Source organism: Aerosakkonema funiforme FACHB-1375, from assembly GCF_014696265.1.
GTDB lineage: Bacteria > Cyanobacteriota > Cyanobacteriia > Cyanobacteriales > Aerosakkonemataceae > Aerosakkonema > Aerosakkonema funiforme_A.
Genome location: NZ_JACJPW010000001.1, coordinates 1 through 25,849, shown reverse-complemented (window position 1 = coordinate 25,849; position 25,849 = coordinate 1). Strand labels below are relative to the sequence as shown.

Sequence of the window (25,849 nt, the reverse complement as noted above, 5' to 3'; positions counted from 1 at the left end):
CCCGGTCGGTATTTTTAACTCGTAAGGGTAAATAAACTAATATCTTAGCAAGCAAATTTTCCATTTGGCAGTATCCTGCACTGCTAAATTCATAATTAAACAAACCCGGTTTTTAGTCTTTTAATGCCTAATACCCGATGGTAAACAAGTAAGGTGGGCAATGCCCACCCTACGCAAATGGAAGACTCGATCTCAGGCAGTACGGGCGGGTCTATTTACAAACGACACAGCTGCGATCGTTGCTGCCAAAGCCAACATTACACCTCCTACGAGAGCAAAAGTAGGGCCAAGTTTAATTTGTTGGGCAATTGGCTGAATAATAATAGGAGAAAAGAATTGCCCCAAAAACATAGAAGTTGTCAAACCTCCCAGCAATCTTCCCCTAGCGGCAACAGGTGCGATCGCATTCAGCCAAACATTCATATTGGGAAGCATCAAACCCAATCCCAAACCGGCAACAATTAAACCGAGAACTGCGAAAGCGTAACTATTAGCAAATGAAACTGAGATATACCCCAAACCTATCAGGGGGTACAAACACACGAGAATCATTTGAAAACTGAGACGTGCCTTAATAGTTTTATAGAACAACGACATCGTTGCACTAGCGAGAGTAGAAGCAGCTATTGCCATCCCTACTTGAGCGCTGCTGACTTGAAAATTCCGCAAATAAAATGGAATTTGTACCGGAATCATGTAGAAAACGACCATCGTCAAAAAAGTCAGCAAGTAAATCGGTACAAGCGTTTTAATGGGCAACTCAGTATCGGAATCCTCAGCCAAATTCGATGTATGTCCTGCTGTTTTTTCCGGCTCGGTAATGCTGAATATAACCAGAGGTAAAATGATAAAAGCAGAAAGGTAAATAAAGAATGGCCCCCGCCAACTTAGACCTGCCAAAAAGCCTCCCAATAACAGGAAAGCCACTCCACCATAGCCCATGAAAGCCGCTTGCGTACCCATAATTTGATTGCGTTGCGGCCCCTGATAGTAATCAGCAATTAGGGTGACGCAAGTCGTCATAATTGCAGCAACTGCCAAACCCAAAAAAGCTCTTCCAATTAACAACCCAGTCAGAGAACTGAGGACACAACCAGTACCGCCAGCTATGCCATATAAAAATATCGCCGCCATTAACAAAGGTTTGCGTCCAAATCGGTCAATAATTGCGCCCGCAAAAGGGGCACCCAAACCTGTGAACAATCCAGGCAGAGTCAAGAGAAGTTTAACCCAAAATTCTGAATTGGGTTCGTTGTTAAAAAATTCCTGCATTTGGGGCAAAGCTGGTGAAATTGTCGCACCAGCCATCACAGTCATCGTACTGGCAATCAGCAAAGTGATGAGTTTGAGCATAGGGATTGATATGTTTCTAATCCTGGGTCATCAGCAGTTGTGCGCGTCAAACTGAGGCAAATTTTTGCTTCAGTCATTCCTTCTATTTTGAGTGATAGTGGAATCTATTCAGCAAGTGCATTTGTCAAAATTTAGTTTATTTTGCCTGAATTCGGATGCTAAACCCCGAAGAATGGGAAATTTCATTTTTTTATAGCCTAAGTATCTGCGGATACAAACTGGCCACGATCGTTAATCTAAAATCGACTCCAGCTATATAGATATTCCATGAGCGGGGAATAATATCTTCAGGGCTGAGTATTTAGTTGCCCGCCCAATATCATAAACTGAGACGATCGCATGAAATTTCATCCACCGCTCATCGGCATCACTACCTCCAGTCAACGTCAAACTGCCAGCTTTTGTGTGCGGCGCGAATATGTAGACGCAGTGCGCCTCGCTGGTGGTTTACCCATGCTGCTAACCCCAGGGGAAGCCAACCTCGCTACTATCCTGGAATGGGTAGATGGGATTGTCTTCTCAGGCGGGGGCGATATTGACCCAGCCGCCTATAACGGCGCAGCCCATCCTAGCATATATAACGTGGACGCAGAGCGCGATCGCTTCGAGCTATCCCTAGCCCAACTCGCTCTGGAAACAGATATTCCCATCTTAGGCATCTGTCGCGGTTTAGAAATACTGGTAGTCGCCAGTGGCGGTAAATTGGTAACCCATTTGCCCGATGAATTTGGCGAAACCACAGTCCACCGTGCCGAACAAGCGAGTCCGTGCGAGCATAACGTTCAAATTACCCCAAATAGCCGCCTTGCCACAATTATTGGCCCAGGAGAAGCAAAAATTGTCTCTTGGCACCATCAAGCAGCTAGCACCATCCCACCAAGCTGGCGTCTTACCGCCCAAGCATCTGATGGCGTCATCGAAGCATTAGAACATCAACATCATCCGTGGGCTCTAGCGCTGCAATGGCATCCAGAACTCTCCCTCCAAGACACCCGCCAGCAGCAAATTTTCCGCACCTTCGTTACAGCAGCAGCACATCGAAACGCCGCATTTTCTCAAAAAGCTGGCTGAAGTTTGGTGAGTTGTCTAGCTGTGAATTGTCAGTAGTCAGTCAGTTGTTCTTTTCTACTGACTGCTGACTACTGACTGGTGACAACTGTAACAATTTTGTTGCACAGCAACTATTTTGGTCTTCGGGTTATCTAAATTGAGAACAAAGCAATTTTACCGATACGCGCAATGCTGCTAAAAGATATCCGAGACTATCAAATTTTGTTTTTATCCCTGTTCCTCATCTTGGGCATTGGGACAAGGGACTGGACACTGCGGCCTGAGTTAATTGTAGTTGCGATCGTCACCTGCCTGGTAACCCAATGGCTAGCAGAGCGTGCCACATCCATCGCCCCGCACCTTAAACAGAATATCGCAAATCTGCTGAAGCGATCGGACAATTACCCCCATCAACCCAACCTCAATTTAATCAACCCCCAAAAATCGACCTCACTTCGCAGCGCCGCCATCACCGCATTAAGCCTTTCTCTCTTACTGCGAACCGAACATTACAGCACAATGATTCTCGCCGCATCCCTGGCAATCTTAAGTAAATTTATTTTTCAAATCCATCACAAGCATTTTTTTAACCCCGCCAACTTCGGCATCATTGCAGCTATCACCTTCACCAAAGACGCCTGGGTTTCACCCGGACAATGGGGAGAAGATTGGTGGTATGCACTTTTATTTTTAGGCACCGGCGGCATGATATTAAAACGAGTCGGGCGATGGGACACCACCGCCGCTTTTTTAGGTTCCTACGCCTTACTAGAAGCCATTCGCAACCTTTGGCTCGGTTGGACTTGGGACGTATATTTCCACAAGTTAATGAGCGGGTCATTATTACTGTTTGCCCTATTTATGATTACCGACCCCCGCTCAATTCCCAATGCCAAAATAAGTCGTTTGTTATGGGCAGCCAGCATCGCCCTCCTAACCTTTATCCTCCGTAATTACTTCTTCCTTTCCACAGCAGTATTTTGGGCATTGTTTGCGCTTGCACCCTTAACAATTATTCTAGATTACCTTTGGACAGCACCCAAATTTTCCTGGTCATTTGTCAAAAGTAATTTATCCTTCAGCCGCAGACAGCAATTAACAACATAGGATTGTAGGGTGGGCGCTGCCCACCTTACCAAGGGTAACTGAAAAAAAGGAACTTACTATGAAGCTATTTCGTATTTTGATAACTTCACTTATAACATTACTAGCTGTCATTTGCTTTGCCCCTACAGCCTGGGCATTTTGCGGTTTTTATGTCGCCAAAGCAGACAGCAAACTTTACAACAAAGCTTCCCAAGTAATCATCGCCCGCGATGCTAGCAACACTATTTTAACAATGGCAAACGACTATCAAGGAAATGCCAAAGACTTTGCCTTAGTCGTCCCCGTTCCTGTAGTTTTACAACAAGAACAAGTGCGCGTTGGCGACCCCAAAATTATCGAACGTTTAGATGCTTTTAGTGCGCCTCGACTGGTAGAATATTTCGACCCAGACCCTTGTGCAGTTTATGAGACGGAAGGCGGTGTAACAAGAGGAGGGGCAGTAATGAACGCAGCCCGATTAAGAAGGGCTAGGGATGAGGATAACGCCTTTGGTGTCACCGTCGAATCTCGCTTCAGCGTCGGAGAATACGACATTTTAATTTTAAGCGCTACAGAATCAAATGGTTTGCAAACTTGGCTAAACCGCAACGGCTATAAAATTCCTGCGGGTGCAAGTCAACTATTGCAACCTTATATCCGGCAAAACATGAAATTCTTCGTTGCTAAAGTCAACCTCGCCGAATTTCAAAAATCCGGTTATCAATATTTGCGACCGCTACAAATAGCCTACGAATCGCCCAGATTTATGCTACCGATTCGTCTGGGTATGGTAAACGCTACCGCAGAGCAAGATTTAATTGTGTATATCTTATCGCCGAAAGGACAAGCTGAAGTTACCAATTACCGCACAGTCAAAGTGCCATCAGATGCAGAAATTCCTGTCTTTGTCAAGAAAGAATTTGGCGATTTTTACAAAGCCATGTTTGCTACAGCTTACACTCAAGAAGACAAAAAAGTAGCATTTATGGAATATGCCTGGGATATGAGTAACTGCGACCCTTGTTCGGCAGAACCGTTAAATCAAGAAGAACTGAAACAAGCTGGTGTTTTTTGGCTTACTCCCGCCAGAGGTAATAATGTTTTTATTACCCGCCTTCATGTGCGCTATACCCGCGATAAGTTTCCCGAAGATTTGATGTTCCAAGAAACCGCAAACCGCCAAACATTCCAGGGACGATATATTCTGCGCTATCCCTTTGAAGGTGATGCCAGATGTGAAGCAGGTCAACAATACAAAAAATCTTTAGGTCAAAGATTTGAACAGGAAGCACAAACTTTAGCTAAGCTAACTGGATGGAATATCAATGATATTCGCAAAAAGCTTCCCGTAACTCAAAATCAATCCCAACCTTTTTGGCGAAATATTTGGAATTAGTAATTTGTCATTAGTCATTGTTGTAGGGTGCGTTAACGCAGTGTAACGCACCTGACAATAGTCGAAACAAAGCCTTAGTTTTGTTCGGCAAACCTAGCCAATAATTCTGCACGGGATAATTGCAATAACATGGGAGTAAATTCTGCTGGCGGCAAAGTCAATATGAGGGGGATAATTGCCGCTAGCTGTTCGTCCAATAACCCAAATCGAACTTGCAGCAAATTTTCTACTATCTGACGCCTTTCTGCCTGAATACCCTGCTGAATACCCTGCTGAATACCTTCTTGGATAGCTCGTTCGCGGTCTTGTTCGTAAAGTGGTGCTAATCTCATAATTAACTCCCTATCCTCTTCATCTGGAATGTCATTAATTTGCAAGTTTTTCCGTAAGTTATACAGCAGCTTGACGGCGTTGGAACGTAAAGGGTTATCTGCTGACAGGGCGACGATTTCATCAATTGCCTGCTTTTGGACGTTACCTTTACCCAAAATCCTTAACCAGAGAGTTTCAGGAGTACGAGGTAACTGGTGAATTACTACAATGCCAGTTCTGAGATACTCCGGCATCAAGTAAATTCCAGGCAACCAGTTATCGTTTATTATAGCGCCAAACCCAGACAAAATACCCGCTGATTCCGTAGGCGTGAGTATCCATAATTTCGGTAAGGCGGATTCTGCGATATTGGTATTATTGCGATTTGCTTCTCGTTGTAATTCCCCTCGAATTTCCCATAATTTTAACAAGCAATCGGAAATTTCATTTGGCGTGGCAGGATTGCGAAATGGTTCAAAAATAGAAGGAGTAGCTGCCAATCGACCTAATAATCCTAATATTTCGGAAGCATTTGCTGATTGCGGCGAATTTGGTGCAAACCAAACATCGATTTGCCTGACTTCGCCTGAGACGCGACGAGGTGCTTGGACTTCACCATAAGGTGATAGTAATTGTTCCAGATAATCTTTAGCAAATTGATCGTGGATAAATCGAGTCATACAGATAATTTGTAAATAGACAAGACAGAGCCTTAGTATTTTCGTTACCAGGCAGAGCCTGGTAACGAGGAAACGAGGAATCTACATCTACATCTGCGTTAATCTGCGTTCATCTGTCTACATCTGCGGTAAAAAAACAAACCGAAATTCTCAGCCAACATCCTAATGTTCCCACATTAAAAGCTTAAACTGTTCCTCATCAACTCGACCGGCATTATAGAGAGTTTCGGCAATTTCCGTTATCGTCAAAGCGGAATGAGCGCGAAAACCTTGTTCCTTCAACCTATCCTTCACACCTTTTTCGTGGTCGATAAACACCACAATATCTTCCACCTTCAATCCTACAGATTGCAGCTTACCCGCACCTTCGATCGCACTTTTTCCACTAATCAAAATATCATCCACTACTACAACAGTTTCACCTGGTTGAAAATTCCCCTCAATTACTTTTTGAGTACCGTGTGCTTTCACCTCTTTGCGGGGAAACACCATCGGACGTTCCAACCGCAAAGATAAACCCGTCGCCGTCGGTAAAGAACCATAAGGAATTCCCGCAATTCTGTCAAATTCCAAACCTTTCAATATCCCCGCGTAAGCAGTCAAGACTTGGTGAAATATCTGCGGCTGCGATATGATTTTCCGTAAATCGATATAATAAGGAAAAATCGCCCCCGATGCTTGCTTGTGTTCGCCAAAAATAATGCAGCCGATATCGTAAAGCTGTAAAATTAAATCGCGATGCGGTTCGGATTGCAACGAACAAACATTCGGCAACCAAACATCGCAAGTGGGATTTGCCTGCACGATTCGCATTCTTTCTTCATTGACTTTATCCCTTAAATCGCGAACGGCGGCGGCGATATCGTGTCCGGGTTCTTCGATAATATTAGGAGGTACTGGTAGCAGCAATCCTTCTCCCTGCTTATCCAAACCTGCTGCTAAAATAGCATTTAAATCGCGATCGCCTGTATAATCTTCCTGTAACAAAATTAGCCGTTCTGGTGCAGCAGCCCGGATACGCGCTAAAATTTCCGGAGTACCACCCACTTTCAACCCCAACTGTTCCGGCGTTCCCCAGTTTTTCGCTTCATCGATCAAATGCAGGTAAAAAGGTTGACTCGGCGTCGGGAATTCCTGCAACGCCGCCGCGCTGGGATTCGCGTTAGCGCACAGCACGAACACTGCTTTACCCGGATAAAGTAAAAAAGGCGCGACGTGATCCCATCCGGCGTAGGTATTTACGGTAACGGCATCCACACCCCATCGTTCAAAGGCAGTCTTGGCAAACACCGTGCTGGTATAGATATCGCTGTGTTTGGCATCCAGGATAATGGGGATATGTTTGGGAATGCGCTGCAATGTTTGTTCCAGCAGTTTCAGTCCGGGTGCGCCCAAAGCTTGGTAGAATCCGAGAATCGGCTTATAAGCACAAACTAAATCTGATGTTTGTGCGATGATGGTATCCAGCCATTCCCAAAGTTGGGATAAATCCTCACCCTCGCCAATTACCACTTCGTCTAGGTCTGGGTCGAGTCCGACGTAGAGTAAGCTTTGGTTGCGCTCGATCGCATAAAGTAATTTATCAAAAAACTGCATCTGGTTTTGCCTTTCTCTGGGATGATATTAGAGAATTTCATAGCACAACATTACAGCTAATTTACTTGACCGACCGATCGAATACTTAGGAAGGGTAAGTGAAGAGGATCGCGCTAACAGATACGCTTCGCCAAGGCTGTGAGTTTAGACTGTTCTCAACTACCACTGATTTCCACCAACTTTTCACCCGATCGCAAAAGCTCCAAAGCATCCGGTACAGTTGCAGTTAGAATCTCTCTCAATCGCAAATTCGATGTATTTCCACAGGTTAACCAGATTACTTTTAAAATTTGGAAACAGGCTTTTCGACTTTAATCCCAGGCTCTCCAGTCATACAGTTTTTGATTTTGTCAAAAAAAATACCAAGCTGCATCTATTATATGGGATGCGCTAGACTCCTCCCCAACCCTTCCCCTGCAAGGAGAGGGGCTTTCCGGCTCGCCCTTTCCACCTACCCTTTTTCAGCCTTAATGTTACTCCAACTTCTACTCCCTCTTCCCTCTTCCCTCTTCCCTCTTCCCTAACCCCTAACCCCTAGTCCCTAATCCCTAGATATATGAAGTTTTGTAAAAACTATTGACGAGCATTTCAGAGGTAGCTTTAATAGTTACAGAGGCTAATGGAGCGTTCCGGAAGCCGAAACCTAAATTTGAGATACCTTCACAAACAGTAATTAGTTAGACAGGGAGAAACTGACATGGCTAGCACCAACTCGACGAACGCGATCGCCAACTTTGGTACAATGCTCAAAAAAACTTACATCCTGGGTATTTTGACGGTTAGTACGGCGGGAATACTTCCCTTTGCCGCTAAAGCTACGGCTAACCCTTGCTGTCAACCCAGTGGTGGCGATAGCGCTGTTGTTCAGACAAGCACCCAACAAGCTAATGTCAGCGGTAAGGGCAATTCAGTCAATCAAAATTCCAATCAGTCAGCTAACGCTTCAAACCCGACGGTTCAGCCAGTCAGAACAGGTCAGAAGCGGCCAGTTCGCGTTCGTCCGGTTCGTCGTCCCGTTCATCGTCCCGTTTGCAATAGCACTTGCAAATAAGGAGATTTAGACTTGGCGCAGCCAGAGATTGACTTTTTTGGCTCTGGTCGTTCGTGGTTCCTTGTCGATGGCCAATAGGGAGAAGCGGAGCGTACACATCCGTTTCTCCCTCTGAAAAGGCGATCGCTTTTTGCTTTGAATAGAAGCCGAGTGGGGAAATTACAGAGTGTTTCAGAGTTAAATGTGCGATCGATCCATCAGGGAACAGGACAGAAGTCCTCACTACAAATACTCAGTCGATCGAATTATTTTCTCAATTTAGTCTTGACGCGAAGCCACTCACTCTGTTATGGTTTTTACATCAAGACATATACCTCAAACCAATATTTCCACCCAAATCATGTACATCGGCTCTTATTACTTTTATTATTGGCGTAAAGCGGTTCACTGGGAGTGATCCAATCTACGCATTGGAAACGAGCCGGTGAACCGCAGAACAAAATCTGCGGTTTTTGTTTTTTTAAGGACATCTCAAGTACCATGACAGCATTTCTTTCCAGTTGGTTTTACGGCTTTTATTTTTGGCCCAGAAACAGTTCCGGGTAAATAAAGTCGTGCCAACGCACCGCCACCCGGAACTGTAAAACGGTTCCGGGTTTTTTGTTAACCACACTTTTTTCAAGGAGAAACTCAAATGTTACACGCACAAACAGAACCTGACCAGCAAACAGTTATCCAAATTTCCGATAACGTCAAAATCGGCGGCAAAGACTTAGTAATTATCGGTGGGCCTTGTACCGTCGAAAGTATGTCCCAGATGGAACAAGTCGCCAGTCACCTATCCATCGCACCAGTGCAAGCATTACGGGGTGGCGTTTACAAACCGCGCACTTCCCCCTACGCTTTCCAAGGTTTAGGAGTGGAAGGTTTGGAAATTTTAGCAAAAGTTAGTCAGCGCCACAATTTACCAGTAGTTACCGAAGTAATGGCAATTTCTCAGATAGAAACCATAGCTGCTTACGCCGATATGTTGCAAGTAGGCAGTCGCAATATGCAAAACTTCGACTTACTCAAAGCATTAGGACAAGCAGGCAAACCAATATTACTAAAACGCGGTTTAGCAGCAACTATAGAAGAATTCCTCATGGCAGCTGAATATATTTTAAGTCACGGAAATCCCGATGTCGTGTTGTGCGAACGCGGTATCCGCAGTTTCGATAACTATACTCGCAACGTCTTAGATTTAGGTGCAGTCGCCGCCCTCAAACAACTAACTCACCTGCCAGTAATTGTAGACCCATCCCACGCAGTAGGCAAACGCGAATTAGTCGCACCTTTAGCAAAAGCTGCCATTGCTTGCGGCGCAGATGGACTGATTATCGAATGTCACCCAGAACCGGAAAAGTCAGTTTCCGATGCACGTCAAGCACTTTCTTTAGAAGATATGGTGCAATTAGTTCACAATTTAAGACCAGTAGCAGAAGCAGTTGGCAGGCGCATTCCTTCTCTGAAAAATCAACCTCAACTGATAGCAGCGTAGCAAATAGGATGGGTATTGCTCATCCTATTTTTGTAGACTTAACGCAAGTTGCTAGTTATTTACATAAAGGTACGTAGTTGGGCTTTAGCCCTCTTATGCCAGGTTTCATCCGAGGGCTAAAGCCCAACTACGTACAAAGAATAAGACTAATCTTATAACTAGCAACTTGGGTTACTTAAAAACCCGGTTTCTTCAGGAAACCGGGTTTCTGACTTTATTTTCTGGGGTCTTTCGGAGCAATTATGCTGTAGGGACACGGCATAATTAAAATTTTGGTATTACCGACATATTTATGATGCCGTGTCCCTACAACGCCTTTACCTCGACTGACTAGATTTTTGTTCAGGGGGTAGAGCTTTCTGTCCTGGTGGTGTGTCAGGAGAAGCAAATTGTTGCCCAAATGTCACCAAAATTGTTAAAAACAAACCTGCCAGCACACTCAGAACTTGCTGGGAAAAAATTAGCCGTTGCGCTATATCTAACGCATTGACAAAAATTCTCCCAAAGTTTCGTTTCTGCTGAGATTTGACAATCTCTGGGATTTGAGCAGGTTGTTGCAATAGCGATTTTTTAATTTCTGGCAACAAGATGCTGACAATTTCTGCTGAAGTAGCTATCCGCTTGATAGTCACCAAGTAAATTACTGGTTCAAGTGATATCTGTTTCACTTGATAGTAAACTTGATGTCCAGTTGGCAATGGATACAAAAAATGTTCCGGCAATCCTTCTATTGGTTCTGCTTCCAGTGGGTATAACTCACTTTTAAGCAGATTGAGAAAACTTTGATATTCCCATTGCAAGCGAAATGCTAGGGATTTAGATTGCCAAAACTTCCGAACACTTCCGTGTTGTTCAATATTAACGTGCATTCATCCTCTCTACTATCGGTATTCCGGTGCGAGGCGATATTAGAGAAGATGGTTTAATAGCAGTCTGGTGCTACTTTGTCAATAAGACTCTTGTAGCAGTTCCCGTGCAGCTTGAGATAGCAGGCGTTTGTACTCCTGCAATTGAGCGTAGTCTTGCATGGAAATCACAGCCACATCAGGCTGTTCATTTCGATGAACAATGTGAGGTTGCCCTCGACTAACCGCATCAAAGCAGTCGTCTATTGCTTCTCGAAACTGCTCGGCGGTCATTTGGACTACCGAAACATCTCGATTTTTGCCTCGCACCGCTTTTTTTGGGTGCATCATTGTCATCCTTTGATTGGGGTTTCTACAATAAACTTCTCGCAGAAATAAAAAGGAGATGACCGTCCTATCTGCGCTTTTTCAGTTTAGCACAAACTATTTGAGTTGCCTACCATGACACCTTACTTAAAACCTCGCGCACTTCATCAATCACCAGCAAATCCATGCAGTACAAGCTTTTCAAGCTCTAATAACAAACTTTGACAATCCTTGCTATAACTAGCAAAATAGGATTAACAACCCAAAATGACGCTACTCCCATGAACGTATCCCTAACACCCGAACTGGAAAAATTCGTGCAAGAAAAAGTCAAAAGCGGCAGATACCTATCTGCTAGCGAAGTTGTCCGCGAAGCATTGCGACTGCTGCAAGAACAAGACCAAATTCGCCAACTGCGCCTCGAAAAACTGCGAAAGGAATTAATGATGGGTATTGAACAGCTTGACAGAGGCGAAGGAGTTGATGGAGAAAAAGTATTTGCAAGTCTGCGGGAAAAAATTCGTAAAGCTCGTGAGTCAGAAGCATGAGTAACTATATCTTATCCCCTCTGGCAATTCAAGACTTAGATGATATTTATGATTATCTTGCCAGGAAAAATTTAGATGCAGCAGAAAATTTTGTGGATAACATCGAACAAAAATGTCAGACTTTAGCACGATTTCCCAACATGGGCAAAAGTTATGAAAATTTACTTCCACAATTACGCGGTGTTCCGTTAAGTAACTACGTCATTTTTTATCGACAACTGCAAAATGGTATTGAAGTTGTTCGGATTTTGAGTGGTTATCGGGACTTTGAGGCTATTTTTTCAGGGGAGAGTAACGGCGATTTGTGAATAAGTACGTAAAGAAACCCGGTTTGTTTCCGTACTTATTCTGTTTTCAAATTACCAATTTGTTGTCCAAACCAAGCAGCAGCGCTACCATTTGTTCCCTCTTTCAAACGTGCCAAAGTTTGCTCTAGCAAAGAAATAGGCATTCCTGCTAAGGCTAAAGATGTATCGGATTGTTGATAAATACCGTTTGATTGCAACTGAAAGGCAAATACTCGTAAACCTCTCACATCAATTACCCAATATTCGGGAATTCCCATATCGGCATAAAGTTTTTTCTTTTCATCTAAATCAGTTGCCAAAGTTGTATCGGAAACTTCGCCAACTAAGTTAGGTACTTGCCAGCGATTTAGATCGATTAAACGCGGTTCCCCTTCTTGCCAACGCGGATAATTTTCACCTAAATAAAGCACTAAATCTGGCGCACCTGATTGCTTAGGCGATTTTTCTAATAAGCAACCGCCTAGCGAACTGAATATCTGTTCTGGTTTTTGAATGAACCAGAGAATAAACAACATAGAGAACAGTTCATTGATAGTAGCGTGATTGATTCCTTCCCAACCCATGTCAATTACCAAAAGACGGTTTAGATGAAAAAACAGCCGCATCCTGTCATTAGTTTTATCGTCGCGATAAGCTAAATAGTCTTCCCAGTTTGCGGGTTGCCAATGATACAAAGTCTTGGTGGGAGTTGTCTGACTGTCTGTCAGAGTTGAAGCAGTCATGGTACTAACTATAATTGAGATTTAATATTTATTATATCTAAATTTTTCAAATCAGAAACCCGGTTTCTTCAAGAAACCGGGTTTCTTTTAGCAATCCCTACAATTTTATGCTTTCAATTTCGCGACTACGTTCGCGACATTTGCGCCGAGTTGCTCAATAGATTCTTGCTGTTTTGGATCTTTCATTGTGCCATCAGGATTGAATACTTCATAAGCTTTGGGAACAGCTACTTGATCCGGAAGTACAATCACTTTAATATTCTCCAAAATGGCTCGCACATGAACCAAACCGCGCAAACCTCCCAAACCTCCTGGCGAAGCGCTCATAATTGATGCTACCTTGCCAGTATAAGCAGCTAACATTGCTTCGCCGGGAGCGGGACGAGAAGCCCAGTCAATAGCATTTTTGAGAACTGCTGTGATGGAACTGTTATATTCAGGAGAAGCAATCAAAAGTCCGTCATGTTGCAATAATAAATTTTTGAACTTTTGTGCATTTTCAGGCATTCCTTCCGCTTTCTCCAAATCTTCATCAAATATGGGCATAGGGAGATCGCGCAAATCCACGTATGTTACTTCTGCACCCGCTGCACGGGCTCCATTAGCAGCGATTTGAACTAACTGCTTGTTGTAGGAACCAATGCGAGTGCTGCCTGCAAATGCGAGAATTTTGGGCGTGTAAGCCATGATTGCTTGTCCGTTCTAAAGTTTTCTTACTTTGTAGAGGATAGTTGGATTTTAGATTTTAGATTTTAGATTTTAGATTTTTTTTAGCAATAGGATAGAGGCATCTACCATAAACCCCTAATCTAAAATTCTGCATCCAAAATCTAAAATCCCTCATCAACGCTTATTAGTAGTAGCTGGAATTGACTGCTGAAGCTGTCGTACCAGTTGAGGGTTTTGTTGCAATAGCTGAATCAGCCCTTGATTTTGTTGTGCCATTTGGCGCACAAGTTGAGGATTTTGTTGTAATTGCTGTATCAGCTGTGGATTTTCTTGTACTAGCTGTTGCACTAACATCTGCACCATCTCTGGATTTTGTAGCAAAAGCTGTTGGGCTTGCTGTACTAGCTGGGGATTTTGCTGGATAACTTGCTGAATCTGTTGCAAATCCAAAGATTCAGCTTGAGCAACTAAAGTGGCATCAGTAGATTTTACACTTTCTGCTCTGACAGCAGCATCAAAAAGTGTTTGTGTGCTGGGAAATACCCAAATCGCACCCGCCAAACTCGCAGTTAGAGCTGCCTGGATCGATCGCATCATAGTTGTCTTGCCAAACAATTGCATCCAGTCTACTCAAAAATTCCTGAGCGAGTGACAAGAAAAGGGTCAACAAAAGCGATCGTAGCACTTGGGCAAAGAAACCCGGTTTCTATGCAAAATCCTGGGTTTAACAGCTAAGTATCGACAAAGAAACCGGGTTTCTGGCTTCTTTCGGCAAAGAAACCCGGTTTCTCGCACCACAAGAAAACCTATACTAAATCGAACAACAAAACTTCTGCGCCTTTAATTCCTTCGATCGCTACAATACTTTCATCGCTAATCGCCGCGCCATCTCCACCTTTGAGAGGTACGCCGTTGAGGTTAACTTCTCCCCGCGCCACCTGCAACCAGACATGACGCCCTGGTTTGATTTCGTGAACAACCTTTTCTCCCTCCTCCAACAAAGTGGCGTAGAGATTCACATCTTGATGAATGGTAACAGAATTATCCCGACCGTCCCTAGAAGCGACCAAACGCAATTTACCGCGCTTTTCTTCCGCAGGATAGTTTTTTTGCTCGTAACCGGGTTGCAAACCTTTTGCTTCCGGCAGTATCCAAATTTGCATGAAATGTACTGGGTCTTTTTTGGAATGGTTGTATTCGCTGTGGGCGATACCCGTACCCGCACTCATCCTTTGCACTTCACCAGGATGAATTACCGAACTGGTGCCGATCGTATCTTTGTGTTCTAGCGCACCATCCAACACATAGGAAATAATCTCCATATCTCGGTGCGGATGCGTGCCAAAACCCATCCCAGGTGCAACTCTGTCTTGGTTAATTACCCGCAGGTGTCGAAATCCCATATATTTGGGATCGTAGTAATCAGCAAACGAGAATGAGTGATAACTATCAAGCCAGCCGTGATTGGCGTGTCCCCGTTCTTCTGACCGACGTATGGTAATCATCTTTTTGCCCTAATTGTTTAATCTTGTGGCGCTATATTCTTACTTTAAAACCTGTAAAGCTAAAATGAAAAGTATGCACTTCAAAGTAAGATACTACCCAAAATGATACTATGGAAGCAATCGAAAGTGAAGACAGGTTAACTTGTTCGGTAGAAATCACCCTCAAAGTAATTGGCGGACGCTGGAAAGTCTTGATTTTGCGAGAATTATTTTTCGGGGTAAAAAGGTTCGGAGAACTGCACCGCGCCTTGCACGGCATTACCCAGAAGATGCTAACCCAGCAGCTGAGGGAGTTAGAACAAGATGGAATAGTCGATCGCCACGTCTACTTGCAAGTCCCACCCAAAGTAGAATATTCGCTGACACCATTGGGAGAAACGCTCAAACCAATACTCGATTCGATGCACGAATGGGGATTGAAGTATTTGCAAAGCAGATAGAATGCGGCACTGTCTATCACCTTTGAAGTAGAGACGTTCGATCGAACATCTCTACTAAAGCCCCTAGCCTTTCCCGTATCTAGACGAGAGAAAAGTCCGCAGCTGAAATCAGCGGTTTAGTCGCCAGAGTAGCAAACTTATCCCCAGAACCGAATCCAGACGCTGCCCCATTTTGGTTGTAGAACAAATTGCCGTTGACCCGATTGTAAACAATCCGCGCCCCGTTAGTAGCAGCACCAGTATCAGTTAACACAGTGGCAAAATCAGAAGCAATACTAAAACCATTCCCCACAGAGCTGAGGAGAGCTGTGAAAGTCTGCTTGGATAGGACAATGCGATCGATTCCTGGTACGAAATCGGTAATTGAATCCACACCCACATCAGCAGCAGCAAAAGCACTTCCCGTCGCATAAACAAACGAATCGCTACTACCCTGACCGGTCAGCACATCATTACCAGCACCACCACTAATCGTATCGATCCCAAAACCACCAGCGATCGTATCTAAACCATCACCGCCATTGAGACTATCGCTGCCATTTCCGCCGTTGAGGTTGTCGTTACCACCATTTCCGCTCAGGGTGTCGTTACCGACATCTCCGCCCAAAACGTTATTCCCAGTATTCCCCGCAATCACGTTGTCAAGAGTATTACCAGTACCGTTGATAGCGCCAGTACCCGTTAAGGTGAGATTTTCCAGATTATCGCCCAAAGTCCAACTAACAGAAGACAGGACAGTATCTATACCGCCGTTCGAGTTCTCGACGATCGCATCATTGCTACTATCAACAACATAGATATCGTTACCGGCACCGCCTGCAAGAGAGTCGTTACCGCTACCGCCATCAAGAGTATCGCTGCCATTTCCACCGTCAATACTATCGTTGCCATCTAACCCATTCAGGATATCGTCACCGTCCAATCCTGCGATCGTGTCATTTCCTGCCGTACCGTTAAGAGTGTCATTTCCTGCCGTACCGATAATATTGGTAGAACTCGATGCGGAAGTTACCCCACCGATCAGCAAAGAATAATTCTGCGTGAAACTACTGCCCGTATGACCGATATTAATAGTGTAATTACCGGCAATAGGCGCATCTATCAGCACCTGCTCCGTATTATCACGATGATTGGCCGCAGTGCGTACAGCCGAAGCGGAAGGATTGGCTGGGTCTAGAGTCCAAGGGCGATAGGTAATACCGTTGGGGCCTGTTATCCACAAATCCAGGTCATTTACCAAAACCGACGTTGGGTCGTCCAGATTGTTGTTTTGCAAAGGGCCAGCCGGGTCAGTCCAAACGATCGTCGCCTTGAGAGGGCTACTGCCGTTGGAGTTCACGTTTAGTGTTCTCGCTGTCCCGGTATAGGTTTGTTCAAATAGCAGATCCGTTTGATTTGCGCTTTTGGCATTAGTCAGGAACTTAGCCGCCGCCGCACCGTCTACCACACCCCAACCGTAGGTATAATCTGGCCCCACATTGCCGCTGTCAAAAGCAGTGTGAATCAGCAAGCCTTTCATGGTAGCGCTCTTAGGAGAAGCACCGCCGTAGAGATTTTTGTAATGTTGGTAAAGTAGTGCCGCCGTGCCGGTAACGTTGGGCGTGGCCATCGAAGTGCCGGAGTAGGTGGCATAAGCAGTATCGGAAGTGGCGACGGAGGAGAACAGATTCACGCCGTTACCCACCACATCTGGTCTGACGCGACCGTCATCTGTTGGCCCCCAATTGGAGAAATATGCCATTTTGACGTTGCTGTTGTTGTAGGGGTCGGCAGTGATATCGTCGATCGCACCCACAACAAGAGTATTTTTTGCTACTTGGGCGGGGGTGAGGCTGTCGTAACCGGTACCGCCGTTACCGTCTCCTGGAGGAGCTGCATATTTGGTGGTGGAAACCCGATACCAACCAGGCCCTCCAATGGCATTGGATAGATAGGTTACATAAGTGTTGTTGCCTTTGTAGTTACGATAAACATCATCGCGATCGTTCCCCGCCGCCCAAATACTCAGGAGGTTGGGATTGTTGTACAGCACTTGGTCTAAATCGCGAGCAGTGGTGCTGTATTTACCAAAATTGGGGTCTTCGGTGGCAGAAAGAGAGCGATCGCCAAACCAGGTATCCTCATTTCCCGAACCCCAATTGTATAAATCCCAACCAGACAAACTTCCGTAAGAATGATTGGAGAGGTCGATTTGGGAAGCAGCAGCGTTCATCTCCGCATAATCGTCGTTCCAGTCATAGCTGCGAATATTGACGCGATCGGCCATGCCATGCGCTGAGGGGTTAACGCCAGTAGCACCAATAGTTCCAGCAACGTGGGTGGCGTGATCTTCAAAACTTGAGGCAGAATCGCCAAAGGTGACGCGAGAACCAAACTCTTGGTGTGTGTTGCGAACTCTACCGCCGTCCCAAATTCCTACAGTTACGCCAGTACCGTTCAGGTTTAATCCCAAACCGCCTCCAGACCACAGTTGGTCGGCATTGGTTGTGTCTGCCGCATTCACATTATCTGGCTTGCGGATGCTCAAGCGATCGGGACTTGGCCCAGTAGCCACGAGCTCCAAACCCTCAGCGACTTTGAGAGGTTTGTTCAAAAACCGGAATCCCAAAGCAGACAGGTCAACCGTGGGATTTTGCTGCACCGGAGTTTCGTCGCTAAAGGTTCCCAGAATAGGCGGAACTAAGGTGCTGACTAACTCTTGCGATGTGGTGACGCGACCTTCGTACTGACCAAACAAAAGCCAATGTTGAAATGCACTTTCAAACTCTCCTTTAGTAACTGCATCTGCAACATCGCTATACTGTTCTAAATAAAAATCGCTATTAAAATTTTTGTGCGGGTTTCTACTTTCCTTCGCCCCGAAATAGGCAAAGTGTTCTAATGCAGAATTGACAATACCTGCATCAATAGCGATTTTTACATCTACGTTTTCATTTAAGTAATATTCCGGATCGAACCAAGATGGCTGGTTATTCAAGTCTATAGGTAAAACCATATCTTTTTGGTACTCCTTTGTGTACGGCAATGTGTAGGACGCTAGAACAGTAATTCAATAAGTTTTGATAAGTAAAGCGATTTCACAATCTCGCGTCTGCTTCACATATTTTTATACTTTGAATTCATCTGTCTAATGACAGATTAACTCACACTCTTAGTAATAATCTGTAGTGATTTGTGAAATTAATCTAAAGTTTTCAGCGAAAATTATAATTTTTTGATAATATTAGAAATTTCCGTGATACCAAATCCGGGTAGATTACCAGTTGCTTTATGGTTGATTAGACATCCAAAACAATCTCAAACAGCAGGCAGGATGCCTACCCCACAAGAATTTTTGGAGATGTCTATTAGATATCTCCAAATCTAATGTAGAGATGTTGGATATAAGGTCTGGACAAAAGTTATAGTAGAACACATTTAATTTGGAGATATTTCTATTATTTGTAATTGCTGTTAACAAGCTTTTACAAAAAAACTATTACCTCTAACTAATGCGTCATTAAGTATTCTAATTCTATGTGAGCGGCAACTTGAGCCAATTTACTTAAATCGTTTGGATTTTCTAAATACGGTATTACCCCTAAAACTAATGTATTTGTCAAAGATTGGATTAAATCAATTGGTGCAAGGTCGGTAATTTCTGCATCCGTACAAGGTTGAACGCAATTCAGAACGATACCTTTTAAATTAACTTTTGACTGACGCGCTAGAGCAACATTAGCAACTACTTGCGCTAAACAACCCAATTTTATGGGTACTACCAAAACAGTGGGCAATGCCCAATCCCTAGCTAAATCTGCTACTGTAAGTTCGTATGTTACAGGAGAACCCAAACCTCCCAAAGCTTCTACTAATACAAAATCTCGCTGTTTTCGTAAAATTTCTAAAGCTTGCCAAGGTTTTTTTAAATCAACCCAACTCCCCTCTTTTTCGGCTGCAATAGGAGGTGCTAGAGGGGCTTGAAAGTGAAGTGGTGTAATTTCTTCTAAAGATTGATTGAGCGAAAATAACTGGCTATACAATTCGCGATCGCCTACACCAGTCTGTATGGGTTTAAAAATAGCCAAACTCTCAGCCGATCGGTAAGTTTGCCAATAAGCTGCTAATGCGGCTGTTAAAACAGTTTTTCCGGCGTTTGTATCGGTAGCAGAAATTAAAATGGCGTTCATTGGTAATATGGGAAATTATTAACGGAAGACTAACATAGGACTGATAACTAATAGCTAATTCCGCACGCTAATATCAACAGAGAACTCAGTTTCTTTGCTTGACTTCACATCAATTTGATATTCCCCGCTCTCTTCTACTTTTGCCTCCCATTCTCCCAGTCCAGAAGCATTTTCCACCAGTTCTCCATTGGGAGAGCGAATATCTAATGTAGCTTCTCCCTTTTGAATTCGCGCACTCAATATCTGACCTTCCCTCATATTAACTAGGTAACGCTTAATTATTTTAGGACTGGTTTGGCCGGAAAAAACTTGCGTCCCCGTCGCGTCATTAGGAAAATCGATCGGTTCTGCATCAACAAGCGCTTTTGGAGAAGGGCTCTCACTCGGCGTCGGTGTGTCTGTGGGTGTGTCTGTGGGTGTGTCTGTGGGTGTGTCTGTAGGCGTGTCTGTGGGTGTGTCTGTGGGTGTCGGTGTAGGCGTGTCTGTTGGTGTAGACGTCGGGGTTGGAGTTGGTTCTGGGTTGCTAACCCGCAGGTCTAGATTATACTCACTTTCTGAAACTCCTTTAGCCGTGACAAGTTCGATCGCATAATCTCCATCAAAAGAAAGTGTCCCTTCCCAGCGGGTCACCAGCTTCGATCGCCCATCAACTGGTTCTTCATTTGGGCCCAACACCGTCATCAAAATACCTTTTTCTTTCAGAGAAACTCTTAACTTTTGCCCTTGTTCGCCAGAAATGATGTACTTAACCGTAGCGTTAGCTTTCAGCTTGTCTGAAACAGAAAGAGTGTCATCAGCTACCAGCGTGAGACGCTTGCTGTAAGTAACTGGTTCAGGACTGTTTGTGGGAGAGGGACTTTCTAAATTTGTTGCTAATGGCTTATCGGTATTAGAAAATACCTGTGTTGCAGGTGTCGGCGTCCGCTGAGAAGTTCGCACCAGCAACTGATGGTTAAGAAGATAACTTACCAAAGCCCAAGAACCGACCCCAGCTAATATTGCCAAAATTACGCCCACAAAAGCGACGATCCAAGGATTATCCCAATTAGAGCTACTGGTTGGTGTAGTGACGGGATCGGGTTTCTGAGAGGGCATTGCGCTTTCTTTTTCTGGGGTTTCCCCAACTTCTACAGATTTTGCAACTCCCTGTCTGGGTTCGGGACGCCCCCCAACGGCCACAGTTTGCATTTGTGAAGTATTGGCAGAGGTCGGCGCATATGCTTGCGGTGGCTTCTGAGTTTGGGGCTGGAGGTTGAGGGCATCAGCTAGCGCCCGCGCCACTTCACGGGCTTCCTGGTAGCGATCGCCCGGTCTGTAACTTAACATTTTATTCAACACCTGCGTCAGCCCCGAATTAATCGGCGGTATCCATCGATACCAATTCCACGTCAGTGTAGCTTCATCAAATAATACCTGCGGTTCCTGAACGGTGAGTAAAACTATTGCTGTAACGGCAAGAGCGTAGAGGTCGCTGCTGGGATAAGCTCTGCCAGTTTGGATTTGTTCGAGAGGCGCGTAGCCCATTTTACCTACCATCGTTGCCGGTGGCGTGGAAGAATATTGAAACCGAGTTGCTAATTCTTTGACCACACCGAAGTCAATCAGCACAGGTAGGCGATCGCGATCGCGCAGTATGATATTGTCCGGCGAGATATCTCGGTGAATAATACCCTTGCCGTGGATATGGTGTAACACCGGCAGCAGTTGCTGTAAAAGCTGCAAAACCTCGCCTTCCGAAAACCTTTTTCCTTCCGCTCTGCGTTCCTTTAGCAGCGTGCGATAAGTTTTTCCTTCCACATAATCCTGCACCAAAAACAAGCGCCCATCTTGCTCAAACGTGGCGCGGAATTGGGGAATTTGGGCGTGCTGAATCTGGTAAAGTGCGCTTGCCTCTCTTTGGAAAAGTTCTTTGTACTTTTCCACAGAGTAGACCCCCGTTTGAGAAGGAATCAACTCCTTCAGAGCGCACAGTTCGTTAAAGCGCCCCTGGTCTTGTGCCAGATAAGTTCGTCCAAACCCCCCCTGACCTAAGATCTTTGCCAAGCGGTAGCGGTTTTGCAGAACAGTCCCAATGGGAAGCGGTGGTTGCATCGCGGTTTAATGGGTGGGCGCGGGTTAATGTCGGTTTTTCTGAGGAGGGAGCATTTTAGATCTATAGTAATAGGTCAAGGCGATACATAAGGAAGTACAACTTCTGCTCAGATTTTCCTACAGTAGCTTAACAGTAGCTTAACGACGCGACGGAGAGGGGATATCTTGAGCGATCGTACCGCACGCATGAAAAGAAGCATCTCTGGCTGCGATTTTACCTGTGCGTTAACGCCTTAGCTATCAAGTGGGTTCTTGGTGACTGTTATATATCCGTTTCTGGCATTAAACCTACTACATCGCTTTTTGAAACCATTTTCAGTCATAAACTTGACGATTTGTGCAATTGCATATTTAAATAAATTTTGCTTAACTCTGAATTCAGAGTTTGCTTATACAGTCTCTGATTCACTTTATTGTTTACCCATGAGTTTTTTTACTCACCGTCGCGAGCTTGGCACCTTTGTGAATCGGTCAACTCATTTAGATAGAACGAGACAAGGGTTTTAATAGCTGGATATTCATGTCATCGGCAAGGATGACTGTTTAATTTTCTTTGTTTGTCTCCCTTTTCTAGCCCAACTTGAAGGCGGGCTAAAGGGCACTTTAACCCGAATCTAAGTAATTTAACGGAGAAGGATTAAACCCGTCTTCAATAAGAGTCTGTTTGCTGGTAAGCAAAGGCTTCCCGAAGAATAAGGCTATTGGAAACCCTCCCGGTTTATGCCTTCAGCAGACTTAATCAACTCGAACAGATCTAAGAATCATCTCTTAAGCAAAAATTCAGGATATTGTTGGCAAAATAGAATGATAAGATAGCGATGAACACGCTTCGAGGGTCTGCTGTGATCCGCTCTGCTACTTTGACGCTTCAGCCGACACCACCGGTACTCTGCGCTAACAATCGTCTGAGATTGTTTTCTGGCACAGCCAATGTTCCTCTTGCCCAGGAAATAGCTCGTTACTTGGGTATGGACTTAGGGCCGATGATCCATAAGCATTTTGCTGATGGAGAAATTTATATTCAAATTCAGGAATCAATTCGGGGCTGCGATGTTTACCTCATTCAGCCATCTTGCCGCCCAGTAAACGATCACCTGATGGAATTGCTGATCATGATTGATGCCTGTCGTCGCGCTTCGGCAAGGCAAATCACCGCAGTGATTCCATACTACGGGTATGCCCGCGCCGATCGCAAAACAGCAGGGCGAGAGTCAATCACAGCCAAGCTGGTGGCCAACCTGATTACCGAGGCTGGAGCCAATCGCGTTCTGGCAATGGATTTGCACTCAGCCCAAATTCAAGGCTATTTCGATATTCCTTTCGATCACGTTTACGGTTCGCCGGTCATACTCGATTACCTGGCGAGCAAAAATCTCAGCGATATCGTTGTTGTCTCCCCAGATGTGGGTGGCGTAGCGAGAGCTAGGGCATTTGCCAAAAAGCTCGACGATGCCCCATTAGCAATTATCGATAAGCGCCGTCAAGCTCATAATGTCGCCGAAGTTTTGAATGTAATTGGCGATGTGGCTGGCAAAACAGCTGTATTGGTGGACGATATGATCGACACTGGTGGCACCATTACAGAAGGAGCGCGACTGCTTCGTAAAGAAGGAGCGCGTCAAGTTTACGCCTGCGCCACCCACGCCGTATTTTCTCCGCCTTCGATCGAACGGTTATCGAGCGGTGTCTTTGAAGAAGTGATTGTCACCAATACGATTCCGGTTCGCGAGGAACATAACTTTGAACAGCTAACCGTACTTTCAGTGGCAAACGTACTGGGCGAAACTATCTGGCGCATTCACGAAGATAGTTCTGTTAGCAGTATGTTTCACTAATAGGGGTTAGGGGTTAGGGGTTAGGGGCTAGGGGAAGAGAGAGGAGGGAAAAGGGAAGAGGGAAAAGGGAGAAATTTTGAATGATTGACTTTCCCTGCCCTCTATCCCCTTTTTTTCCTTTTGACTTTTGACTTTTGACTTTTGACTTTTGACTTTCCCACTCCCTAACGCTGCTGACTGCGAGGATCGAGAGCATCCCGCAGTCCATCCCCCAGAAGATTAAAAGCCAATACCGTCAGGATAATCAGCAACGCAGGCGGCCAAATTAACCAAGGTTGCAGCACCAAAATGGAAGCATTGGTTGCCAGAGATAGCATATTTCCCCAAGAAGGGTCGGGTTGCTGTATTCCGAGTCCGATTAAACTGAGTACTGATTCGGCGGCGATAAAACCAGGAACTGCCAAAGTAGCCGAAATAATCACGTATGTTGCCGTCTGCGGTAAGATGTGACGGATGATAATGTAAATCGGTTTGCCGCCCATAGCCCGTGCTGCTTGTACGAATTCCCGTTCTTTGATGGACAGCACCTGTCCCCGAATTACTCTTGCCAAACCAGCCCAGCTGACAAATGAGATGATTAATGTGATCAGCAGGAATCTCATGGCGCTGCTTATCCCAGCAGGTAGTACCAGGGTGAGGCTAACCAAGAGATAGATGGTAGGAATAGTCATCAGCACTTCCACTAAGCGCATCAAAACGCTATCAATCTTCCCACCGAAGAAACCAGAAATACCACCGAAAAGCATTCCCAAGGGAAAGGAAATCGCCACTCCCACCCAACCGATGCTGAGGCTAATCCTTCCTCCATACAGCAGACGAGAAAACTGGTCGCGTGCTTGTTCGTCAGTGCCTAAAAGGTTAAATTTAGCATCGCCAGTCGTGCCGAAAAGATGCCAATTGCAGGGAATTCCCCCAAAAATTTCTATTTCCTCAAATGTAGGCGGCAGTGGCACGTTCAGGCGAAACAGATAGTAGGTTGGCCCCTGCACAAATAGGCGCAGGGGAGTAGGTTTTTCCCAATCTACAATGAGTTTGCGATCGCCCGTTTCCAAGTCTACCGGCCCTTGAGTTGTAGGATAAACATGAGGCCCGATCGAGTTTCCCTGTGGCGTTTTTAGATAAATCTGCGTCGGTGGCAGTAGCGAACCGTTGGGCTGAGACGCATAAGGATCGTAAGGCGCAACAAAATCAGCAGCTATTACTGCCAAATAGAAAACTAACAGTAACAAAGCCCCAAAACGAGCTAAGGGATTATTTTTTAATTTCTGCCACCAGTTCATATTTTGCTATACCTGTTCAATCAATTGCCTTTGCTCCTCCTCAGCCTTTTCGTGTTCTACCACAAACACATTCGAGTACAAGTTAGCAATGACTTGCTTGCCTTGCTGCGTTAGCTGTAGATAACGAAGTGCATCTTTAATATACGGATAAACTCCATGCCAGTAAAATCTAGAATAGTTCCGCCTTAGATCGCCGGGATGACGGTAGCCCAAAGCTTTGTTTACGCCAGTTTCTTCAAACTCGTAGAACAAAGAAGTAATTTTCTTGAGGTAGCGCGGATCGCTCAGTTGGCCGATCAGATCGGCTGCGCGAACCAAACCTGCATAGTTTACCGTATCTTGATGATCTTCTGCTGCCGGAACTGGGAAGCGAGTTAGTTCAATATTACTCTTTATTGTGTAAGCATCAATGAGCTTGTGACCGCCAAAGCGTTCTTCGATAAAGAGTTTTGCTCGGTCTACATGATAAGGTGTAAGACCGGCATCGGAAGCACCGGGAGGGAGACCAACCATACCGCCATCTTTTCCTGTCGCATACAAACAATCTGCTTCTCTATCTTGACGGCAAACTCCTTTGACATATCCAATGTCATGACATACAAGGGAGATAATAAAGTGCAACCAGTCTTCGCAGGAAACACCTCCCTCGCGGATGTGTTTTCCACGTAAAATCTCCTGTCCGACTAAAGCAACTAGGATCGTGTGTTCGACGTCGTGATAGAGGGCGTCGCTATTAGCGATGTTTTCTAGCGCCATGCTGCCAGCCCACCCAATAATATCTCCGTAATCGGGCTTGAATCCTCCATAGGTACGGCGGTAACCGTCCCGAAGCTTTTGTACGAAGGCGTCAATCAGAATTTCTGTGGCATTAAACATCTGGTTACTCGTGGGTGCTGAGTACTAGGTCAGGAGCAAATTGGAAAGTATTAATATTTATTATGTTTGTTATTCTTATCCAATTTAGCGAGAAAAAACACTTGTTAGCGATCGAATATTATGCTAAGTAGTCGGACAAAAGTAATCGACACTGTATTAACTTTTGTTAAGACACACGTTGGAGTGCGATCGCGCAGCGTGCCTCCCGGCATATCGTGCATCGGAACAAA

23 protein-coding genes and 1 pseudogene are annotated in these 25,849 nt (G+C 45.0%); 9 read left to right on the top strand and 15 right to left on the bottom strand.

Annotated features, from left to right (window positions below):
* Nucleotides 1–192: 192 nt before the first annotated feature.
* Nucleotides 193–1,353, bottom strand: a complete 1,161-nt coding sequence (locus tag H6G03_RS00115; RefSeq protein WP_190460821.1) for an MFS transporter — start codon at nt 1,351–1,353, stop codon at nt 193–195.
* 339 nt (nt 1,354–1,692) lie between these two features.
* Between H6G03_RS00115 and H6G03_RS00110 the strand changes: the two genes are divergently transcribed.
* The 3 genes from H6G03_RS00110 (at nt 1,693) to H6G03_RS00100 (ending at nt 4,885) form a co-directional block, all read left to right on the top strand.
* Nucleotides 1,693–2,424, top strand: coding sequence for a gamma-glutamyl-gamma-aminobutyrate hydrolase family protein (locus H6G03_RS00110; protein WP_190460819.1), 732 nt, complete (start codon nt 1,693–1,695; stop codon nt 2,422–2,424).
* A gap of 168 nt (nt 2,425–2,592) precedes the next feature.
* A complete protein-coding gene (locus H6G03_RS00105) occupies nt 2,593–3,510 on the top strand; it encodes an RnfABCDGE type electron transport complex subunit D (RefSeq protein ID WP_190460817.1) in 918 nt (305 codons plus the stop codon).
* Nucleotides 3,511–3,568: 58 nt separating this feature from the next.
* Entirely contained in the window at nt 3,569–4,885 is a 1,317-nt protein-coding gene (locus tag H6G03_RS00100) for a DUF2330 domain-containing protein (protein WP_190460811.1), read from the top strand.
* Nucleotides 4,886–4,959: 74 nt separating this feature from the next.
* On the opposite strand, the gene H6G03_RS00095 is transcribed toward H6G03_RS00100, so the two are convergent.
* The 3 genes and pseudogenes from H6G03_RS00095 to H6G03_RS39640 form a co-directional block, all read right to left on the bottom strand.
* Entirely contained in the window at nt 4,960–5,877 is a 918-nt protein-coding gene (locus H6G03_RS00095; RefSeq protein ID WP_190460809.1) for a hypothetical protein, read from the bottom strand.
* A gap of 162 nt (nt 5,878–6,039) precedes the next feature.
* Nucleotides 6,040–7,473: a bifunctional orotidine-5'-phosphate decarboxylase/orotate phosphoribosyltransferase gene (locus H6G03_RS00090; protein ID WP_190460807.1), complete on the bottom strand. Its 1,434-nt coding sequence runs from the start codon at nt 7,471–7,473 to the stop codon at nt 6,040–6,042.
* Between the two features lie 155 nt (nt 7,474–7,628).
* Nucleotides 7,629–7,757: pseudogene (locus tag H6G03_RS39640) on the bottom strand (DUF5615 family PIN-like protein); the annotation flags it as partial.
* A gap of 413 nt (nt 7,758–8,170) precedes the next feature.
* On the opposite strand from H6G03_RS39640, the gene H6G03_RS00085 reads away from it, so the two are divergent.
* Together H6G03_RS00085 and aroF are read left to right on the top strand one after the other, a co-directional pair.
* The gene (locus H6G03_RS00085) at nt 8,171–8,524 is read left to right on the top strand and encodes a hypothetical protein (RefSeq protein ID WP_190460805.1); all 354 of its coding nucleotides are present in this window, start codon (nt 8,171–8,173) and stop codon (nt 8,522–8,524) included.
* Between the two features lie 634 nt (nt 8,525–9,158).
* A complete protein-coding gene (gene aroF / locus H6G03_RS00080; RefSeq protein WP_190460803.1) occupies nt 9,159–10,004 on the top strand; it encodes a 3-deoxy-7-phosphoheptulonate synthase in 846 nt (281 codons plus the stop codon).
* 317 nt (nt 10,005–10,321) lie between these two features.
* Here aroF and H6G03_RS00075 read toward each other — a convergent pair whose 3' ends face one another.
* Both H6G03_RS00075 and H6G03_RS00070 read right to left on the bottom strand, forming a co-directional pair.
* Nucleotides 10,322–10,873 carry a hypothetical protein gene (locus H6G03_RS00075; RefSeq protein ID WP_190460801.1) on the bottom strand — a complete coding sequence of 184 codons (552 nt, stop codon included), beginning with the start codon at nt 10,871–10,873 and terminating at the stop codon, nt 10,322–10,324.
* Between the two features lie 78 nt (nt 10,874–10,951).
* Nucleotides 10,952–11,200, bottom strand: a complete 249-nt coding sequence (locus tag H6G03_RS00070) for a type II toxin-antitoxin system Phd/YefM family antitoxin (protein ID WP_190460799.1) — start codon at nt 11,198–11,200, stop codon at nt 10,952–10,954.
* Nucleotides 11,201–11,457: 257 nt separating this feature from the next.
* On the opposite strand from H6G03_RS00070, the gene H6G03_RS00065 reads away from it, so the two are divergent.
* Nucleotides 11,458–11,724 carry a type II toxin-antitoxin system ParD family antitoxin gene (locus H6G03_RS00065; protein WP_190460797.1) on the top strand — a complete coding sequence of 89 codons (267 nt, stop codon included), beginning with the start codon at nt 11,458–11,460 and terminating at the stop codon, nt 11,722–11,724.
* Entirely contained in the window at nt 11,721–12,032 is a 312-nt protein-coding gene (locus tag H6G03_RS00060; protein ID WP_190460795.1) for a type II toxin-antitoxin system RelE/ParE family toxin, read from the top strand. The genes H6G03_RS00065 and H6G03_RS00060 overlap by 4 nt, the downstream gene beginning before the upstream one ends.
* A 35-nt stretch (nt 12,033–12,067) precedes the next feature.
* Here H6G03_RS00060 and H6G03_RS00055 read toward each other — a convergent pair whose 3' ends face one another.
* The 4 genes from H6G03_RS00055 to H6G03_RS00040 all read right to left on the bottom strand — a co-directional run bounded on the left by H6G03_RS00055 (nt 12,068) and on the right by H6G03_RS00040 (nt 14,928).
* The gene (locus tag H6G03_RS00055; RefSeq protein WP_190460793.1) at nt 12,068–12,754 is read right to left on the bottom strand and encodes a Uma2 family endonuclease; all 687 of its coding nucleotides are present in this window, start codon (nt 12,752–12,754) and stop codon (nt 12,068–12,070) included.
* 105 nt (nt 12,755–12,859) lie between these two features.
* Complete coding sequence (locus tag H6G03_RS00050) at nt 12,860–13,441, bottom strand: NADPH-dependent FMN reductase (protein ID WP_190460790.1); 582 nt, start codon at nt 13,439–13,441, stop codon at nt 12,860–12,862.
* 156 nt (nt 13,442–13,597) lie between these two features.
* On the bottom strand, nt 13,598–14,020 hold the full coding sequence (locus H6G03_RS00045; protein WP_199315059.1) for a hypothetical protein: 423 nt from the start codon (nt 14,018–14,020) through the stop codon (nt 13,598–13,600).
* 209 nt (nt 14,021–14,229) lie between these two features.
* Nucleotides 14,230–14,928 carry a pirin family protein gene (locus H6G03_RS00040; protein ID WP_190460789.1) on the bottom strand — a complete coding sequence of 233 codons (699 nt, stop codon included), beginning with the start codon at nt 14,926–14,928 and terminating at the stop codon, nt 14,230–14,232.
* A gap of 110 nt (nt 14,929–15,038) precedes the next feature.
* Here H6G03_RS00040 and H6G03_RS00035 point away from each other — a divergent pair, with 110 nt between their 5' ends.
* Complete coding sequence (locus H6G03_RS00035) at nt 15,039–15,368, top strand: winged helix-turn-helix transcriptional regulator (RefSeq protein WP_190460787.1); 330 nt, start codon at nt 15,039–15,041, stop codon at nt 15,366–15,368.
* Between the two features lie 79 nt (nt 15,369–15,447).
* On the opposite strand, the gene H6G03_RS00030 is transcribed toward H6G03_RS00035, so the two are convergent.
* The 3 genes from H6G03_RS00030 to H6G03_RS00020 all read right to left on the bottom strand — a co-directional run bounded on the left by H6G03_RS00030 (nt 15,448) and on the right by H6G03_RS00020 (nt 21,628).
* Nucleotides 15,448–18,363, bottom strand: coding sequence for a S8 family serine peptidase (locus tag H6G03_RS00030; protein ID WP_190460785.1), 2,916 nt, complete (start codon nt 18,361–18,363; stop codon nt 15,448–15,450).
* Between the two features lie 493 nt (nt 18,364–18,856).
* Complete coding sequence (gene bioD / locus H6G03_RS00025; protein ID WP_190460783.1) at nt 18,857–19,537, bottom strand: dethiobiotin synthase; 681 nt, start codon at nt 19,535–19,537, stop codon at nt 18,857–18,859.
* Nucleotides 19,538–19,591: 54 nt separating this feature from the next.
* Nucleotides 19,592–21,628, bottom strand: coding sequence for a serine/threonine-protein kinase (locus H6G03_RS00020; RefSeq protein WP_190460781.1), 2,037 nt, complete (start codon nt 21,626–21,628; stop codon nt 19,592–19,594).
* An 818-nt stretch (nt 21,629–22,446) separates the two neighbouring features.
* Here H6G03_RS00020 and H6G03_RS00015 point away from each other — a divergent pair.
* Nucleotides 22,447–23,463 carry a ribose-phosphate pyrophosphokinase gene (locus tag H6G03_RS00015; RefSeq protein ID WP_190460779.1) on the top strand — a complete coding sequence of 339 codons (1,017 nt, stop codon included), beginning with the start codon at nt 22,447–22,449 and terminating at the stop codon, nt 23,461–23,463.
* 164 nt (nt 23,464–23,627) lie between these two features.
* Here the strand turns inward: H6G03_RS00015 and H6G03_RS00010 are convergent, their stop codons facing one another.
* Nucleotides 23,628–24,743, bottom strand: coding sequence for an ABC transporter permease (locus H6G03_RS00010; protein ID WP_190460777.1), 1,116 nt, complete (start codon nt 24,741–24,743; stop codon nt 23,628–23,630).
* 6 nt (nt 24,744–24,749) lie between these two features.
* Nucleotides 24,750–25,619, bottom strand: a complete 870-nt coding sequence (locus tag H6G03_RS00005) for an Npun_R2479 family HD domain-containing metalloprotein (RefSeq protein ID WP_190460775.1) — start codon at nt 25,617–25,619, stop codon at nt 24,750–24,752.
* Nucleotides 25,620–25,849 lie beyond the last annotated feature (230 nt).

What these genes read in the sequence shown, in the direction of transcription:
- H6G03_RS00115 (WP_190460821.1), bottom strand. Translation starts at nt 1,353, where the DNA reads ATGCTCAAACTCATCACTTTGCTGATTGCCAGTACGATGACTGTGATG.
- H6G03_RS00110 (WP_190460819.1), top strand. Translation starts at nt 1,693, where the DNA reads ATGAAATTTCATCCACCGCTCATCGGCATCACTACCTCCAGTCAACGT.
- H6G03_RS00105 (WP_190460817.1), top strand. Translation starts at nt 2,593, where the DNA reads ATGCTGCTAAAAGATATCCGAGACTATCAAATTTTGTTTTTATCCCTG.
- H6G03_RS00100 (WP_190460811.1), top strand. Translation starts at nt 3,569, where the DNA reads ATGAAGCTATTTCGTATTTTGATAACTTCACTTATAACATTACTAGCT.
- H6G03_RS00095 (WP_190460809.1), bottom strand. Translation starts at nt 5,877, where the DNA reads ATGACTCGATTTATCCACGATCAATTTGCTAAAGATTATCTGGAACAA.
- H6G03_RS00090 (WP_190460807.1), bottom strand. Translation starts at nt 7,473, where the DNA reads ATGCAGTTTTTTGATAAATTACTTTATGCGATCGAGCGCAACCAAAGC.
- H6G03_RS00085 (WP_190460805.1), top strand. Translation starts at nt 8,171, where the DNA reads ATGGCTAGCACCAACTCGACGAACGCGATCGCCAACTTTGGTACAATG.
- aroF (WP_190460803.1), top strand. Translation starts at nt 9,159, where the DNA reads ATGTTACACGCACAAACAGAACCTGACCAGCAAACAGTTATCCAAATT.
- H6G03_RS00075 (WP_190460801.1), bottom strand. Translation starts at nt 10,873, where the DNA reads ATGCACGTTAATATTGAACAACACGGAAGTGTTCGGAAGTTTTGGCAA.
- H6G03_RS00070 (WP_190460799.1), bottom strand. Translation starts at nt 11,200, where the DNA reads ATGATGCACCCAAAAAAAGCGGTGCGAGGCAAAAATCGAGATGTTTCG.
- H6G03_RS00065 (WP_190460797.1), top strand. Translation starts at nt 11,458, where the DNA reads ATGAACGTATCCCTAACACCCGAACTGGAAAAATTCGTGCAAGAAAAA.
- H6G03_RS00060 (WP_190460795.1), top strand. Translation starts at nt 11,721, where the DNA reads ATGAGTAACTATATCTTATCCCCTCTGGCAATTCAAGACTTAGATGAT.
- H6G03_RS00055 (WP_190460793.1), bottom strand. Translation starts at nt 12,754, where the DNA reads ATGACTGCTTCAACTCTGACAGACAGTCAGACAACTCCCACCAAGACT.
- H6G03_RS00050 (WP_190460790.1), bottom strand. Translation starts at nt 13,441, where the DNA reads ATGGCTTACACGCCCAAAATTCTCGCATTTGCAGGCAGCACTCGCATT.
- H6G03_RS00045 (WP_199315059.1), bottom strand. Translation starts at nt 14,020, where the DNA reads ATGATGCGATCGATCCAGGCAGCTCTAACTGCGAGTTTGGCGGGTGCG.
- H6G03_RS00040 (WP_190460789.1), bottom strand. Translation starts at nt 14,928, where the DNA reads ATGATTACCATACGTCGGTCAGAAGAACGGGGACACGCCAATCACGGC.
- H6G03_RS00035 (WP_190460787.1), top strand. Translation starts at nt 15,039, where the DNA reads ATGGAAGCAATCGAAAGTGAAGACAGGTTAACTTGTTCGGTAGAAATC.
- H6G03_RS00030 (WP_190460785.1), bottom strand. Translation starts at nt 18,363, where the DNA reads ATGGTTTTACCTATAGACTTGAATAACCAGCCATCTTGGTTCGATCCG.
- bioD (WP_190460783.1), bottom strand. Translation starts at nt 19,537, where the DNA reads ATGAACGCCATTTTAATTTCTGCTACCGATACAAACGCCGGAAAAACT.
- H6G03_RS00020 (WP_190460781.1), bottom strand. Translation starts at nt 21,628, where the DNA reads ATGCAACCACCGCTTCCCATTGGGACTGTTCTGCAAAACCGCTACCGC.
- H6G03_RS00015 (WP_190460779.1), top strand. Translation starts at nt 22,447, where the DNA reads ATGAACACGCTTCGAGGGTCTGCTGTGATCCGCTCTGCTACTTTGACG.
- H6G03_RS00010 (WP_190460777.1), bottom strand. Translation starts at nt 24,743, where the DNA reads ATGAACTGGTGGCAGAAATTAAAAAATAATCCCTTAGCTCGTTTTGGG.
- H6G03_RS00005 (WP_190460775.1), bottom strand. Translation starts at nt 25,619, where the DNA reads ATGTTTAATGCCACAGAAATTCTGATTGACGCCTTCGTACAAAAGCTT.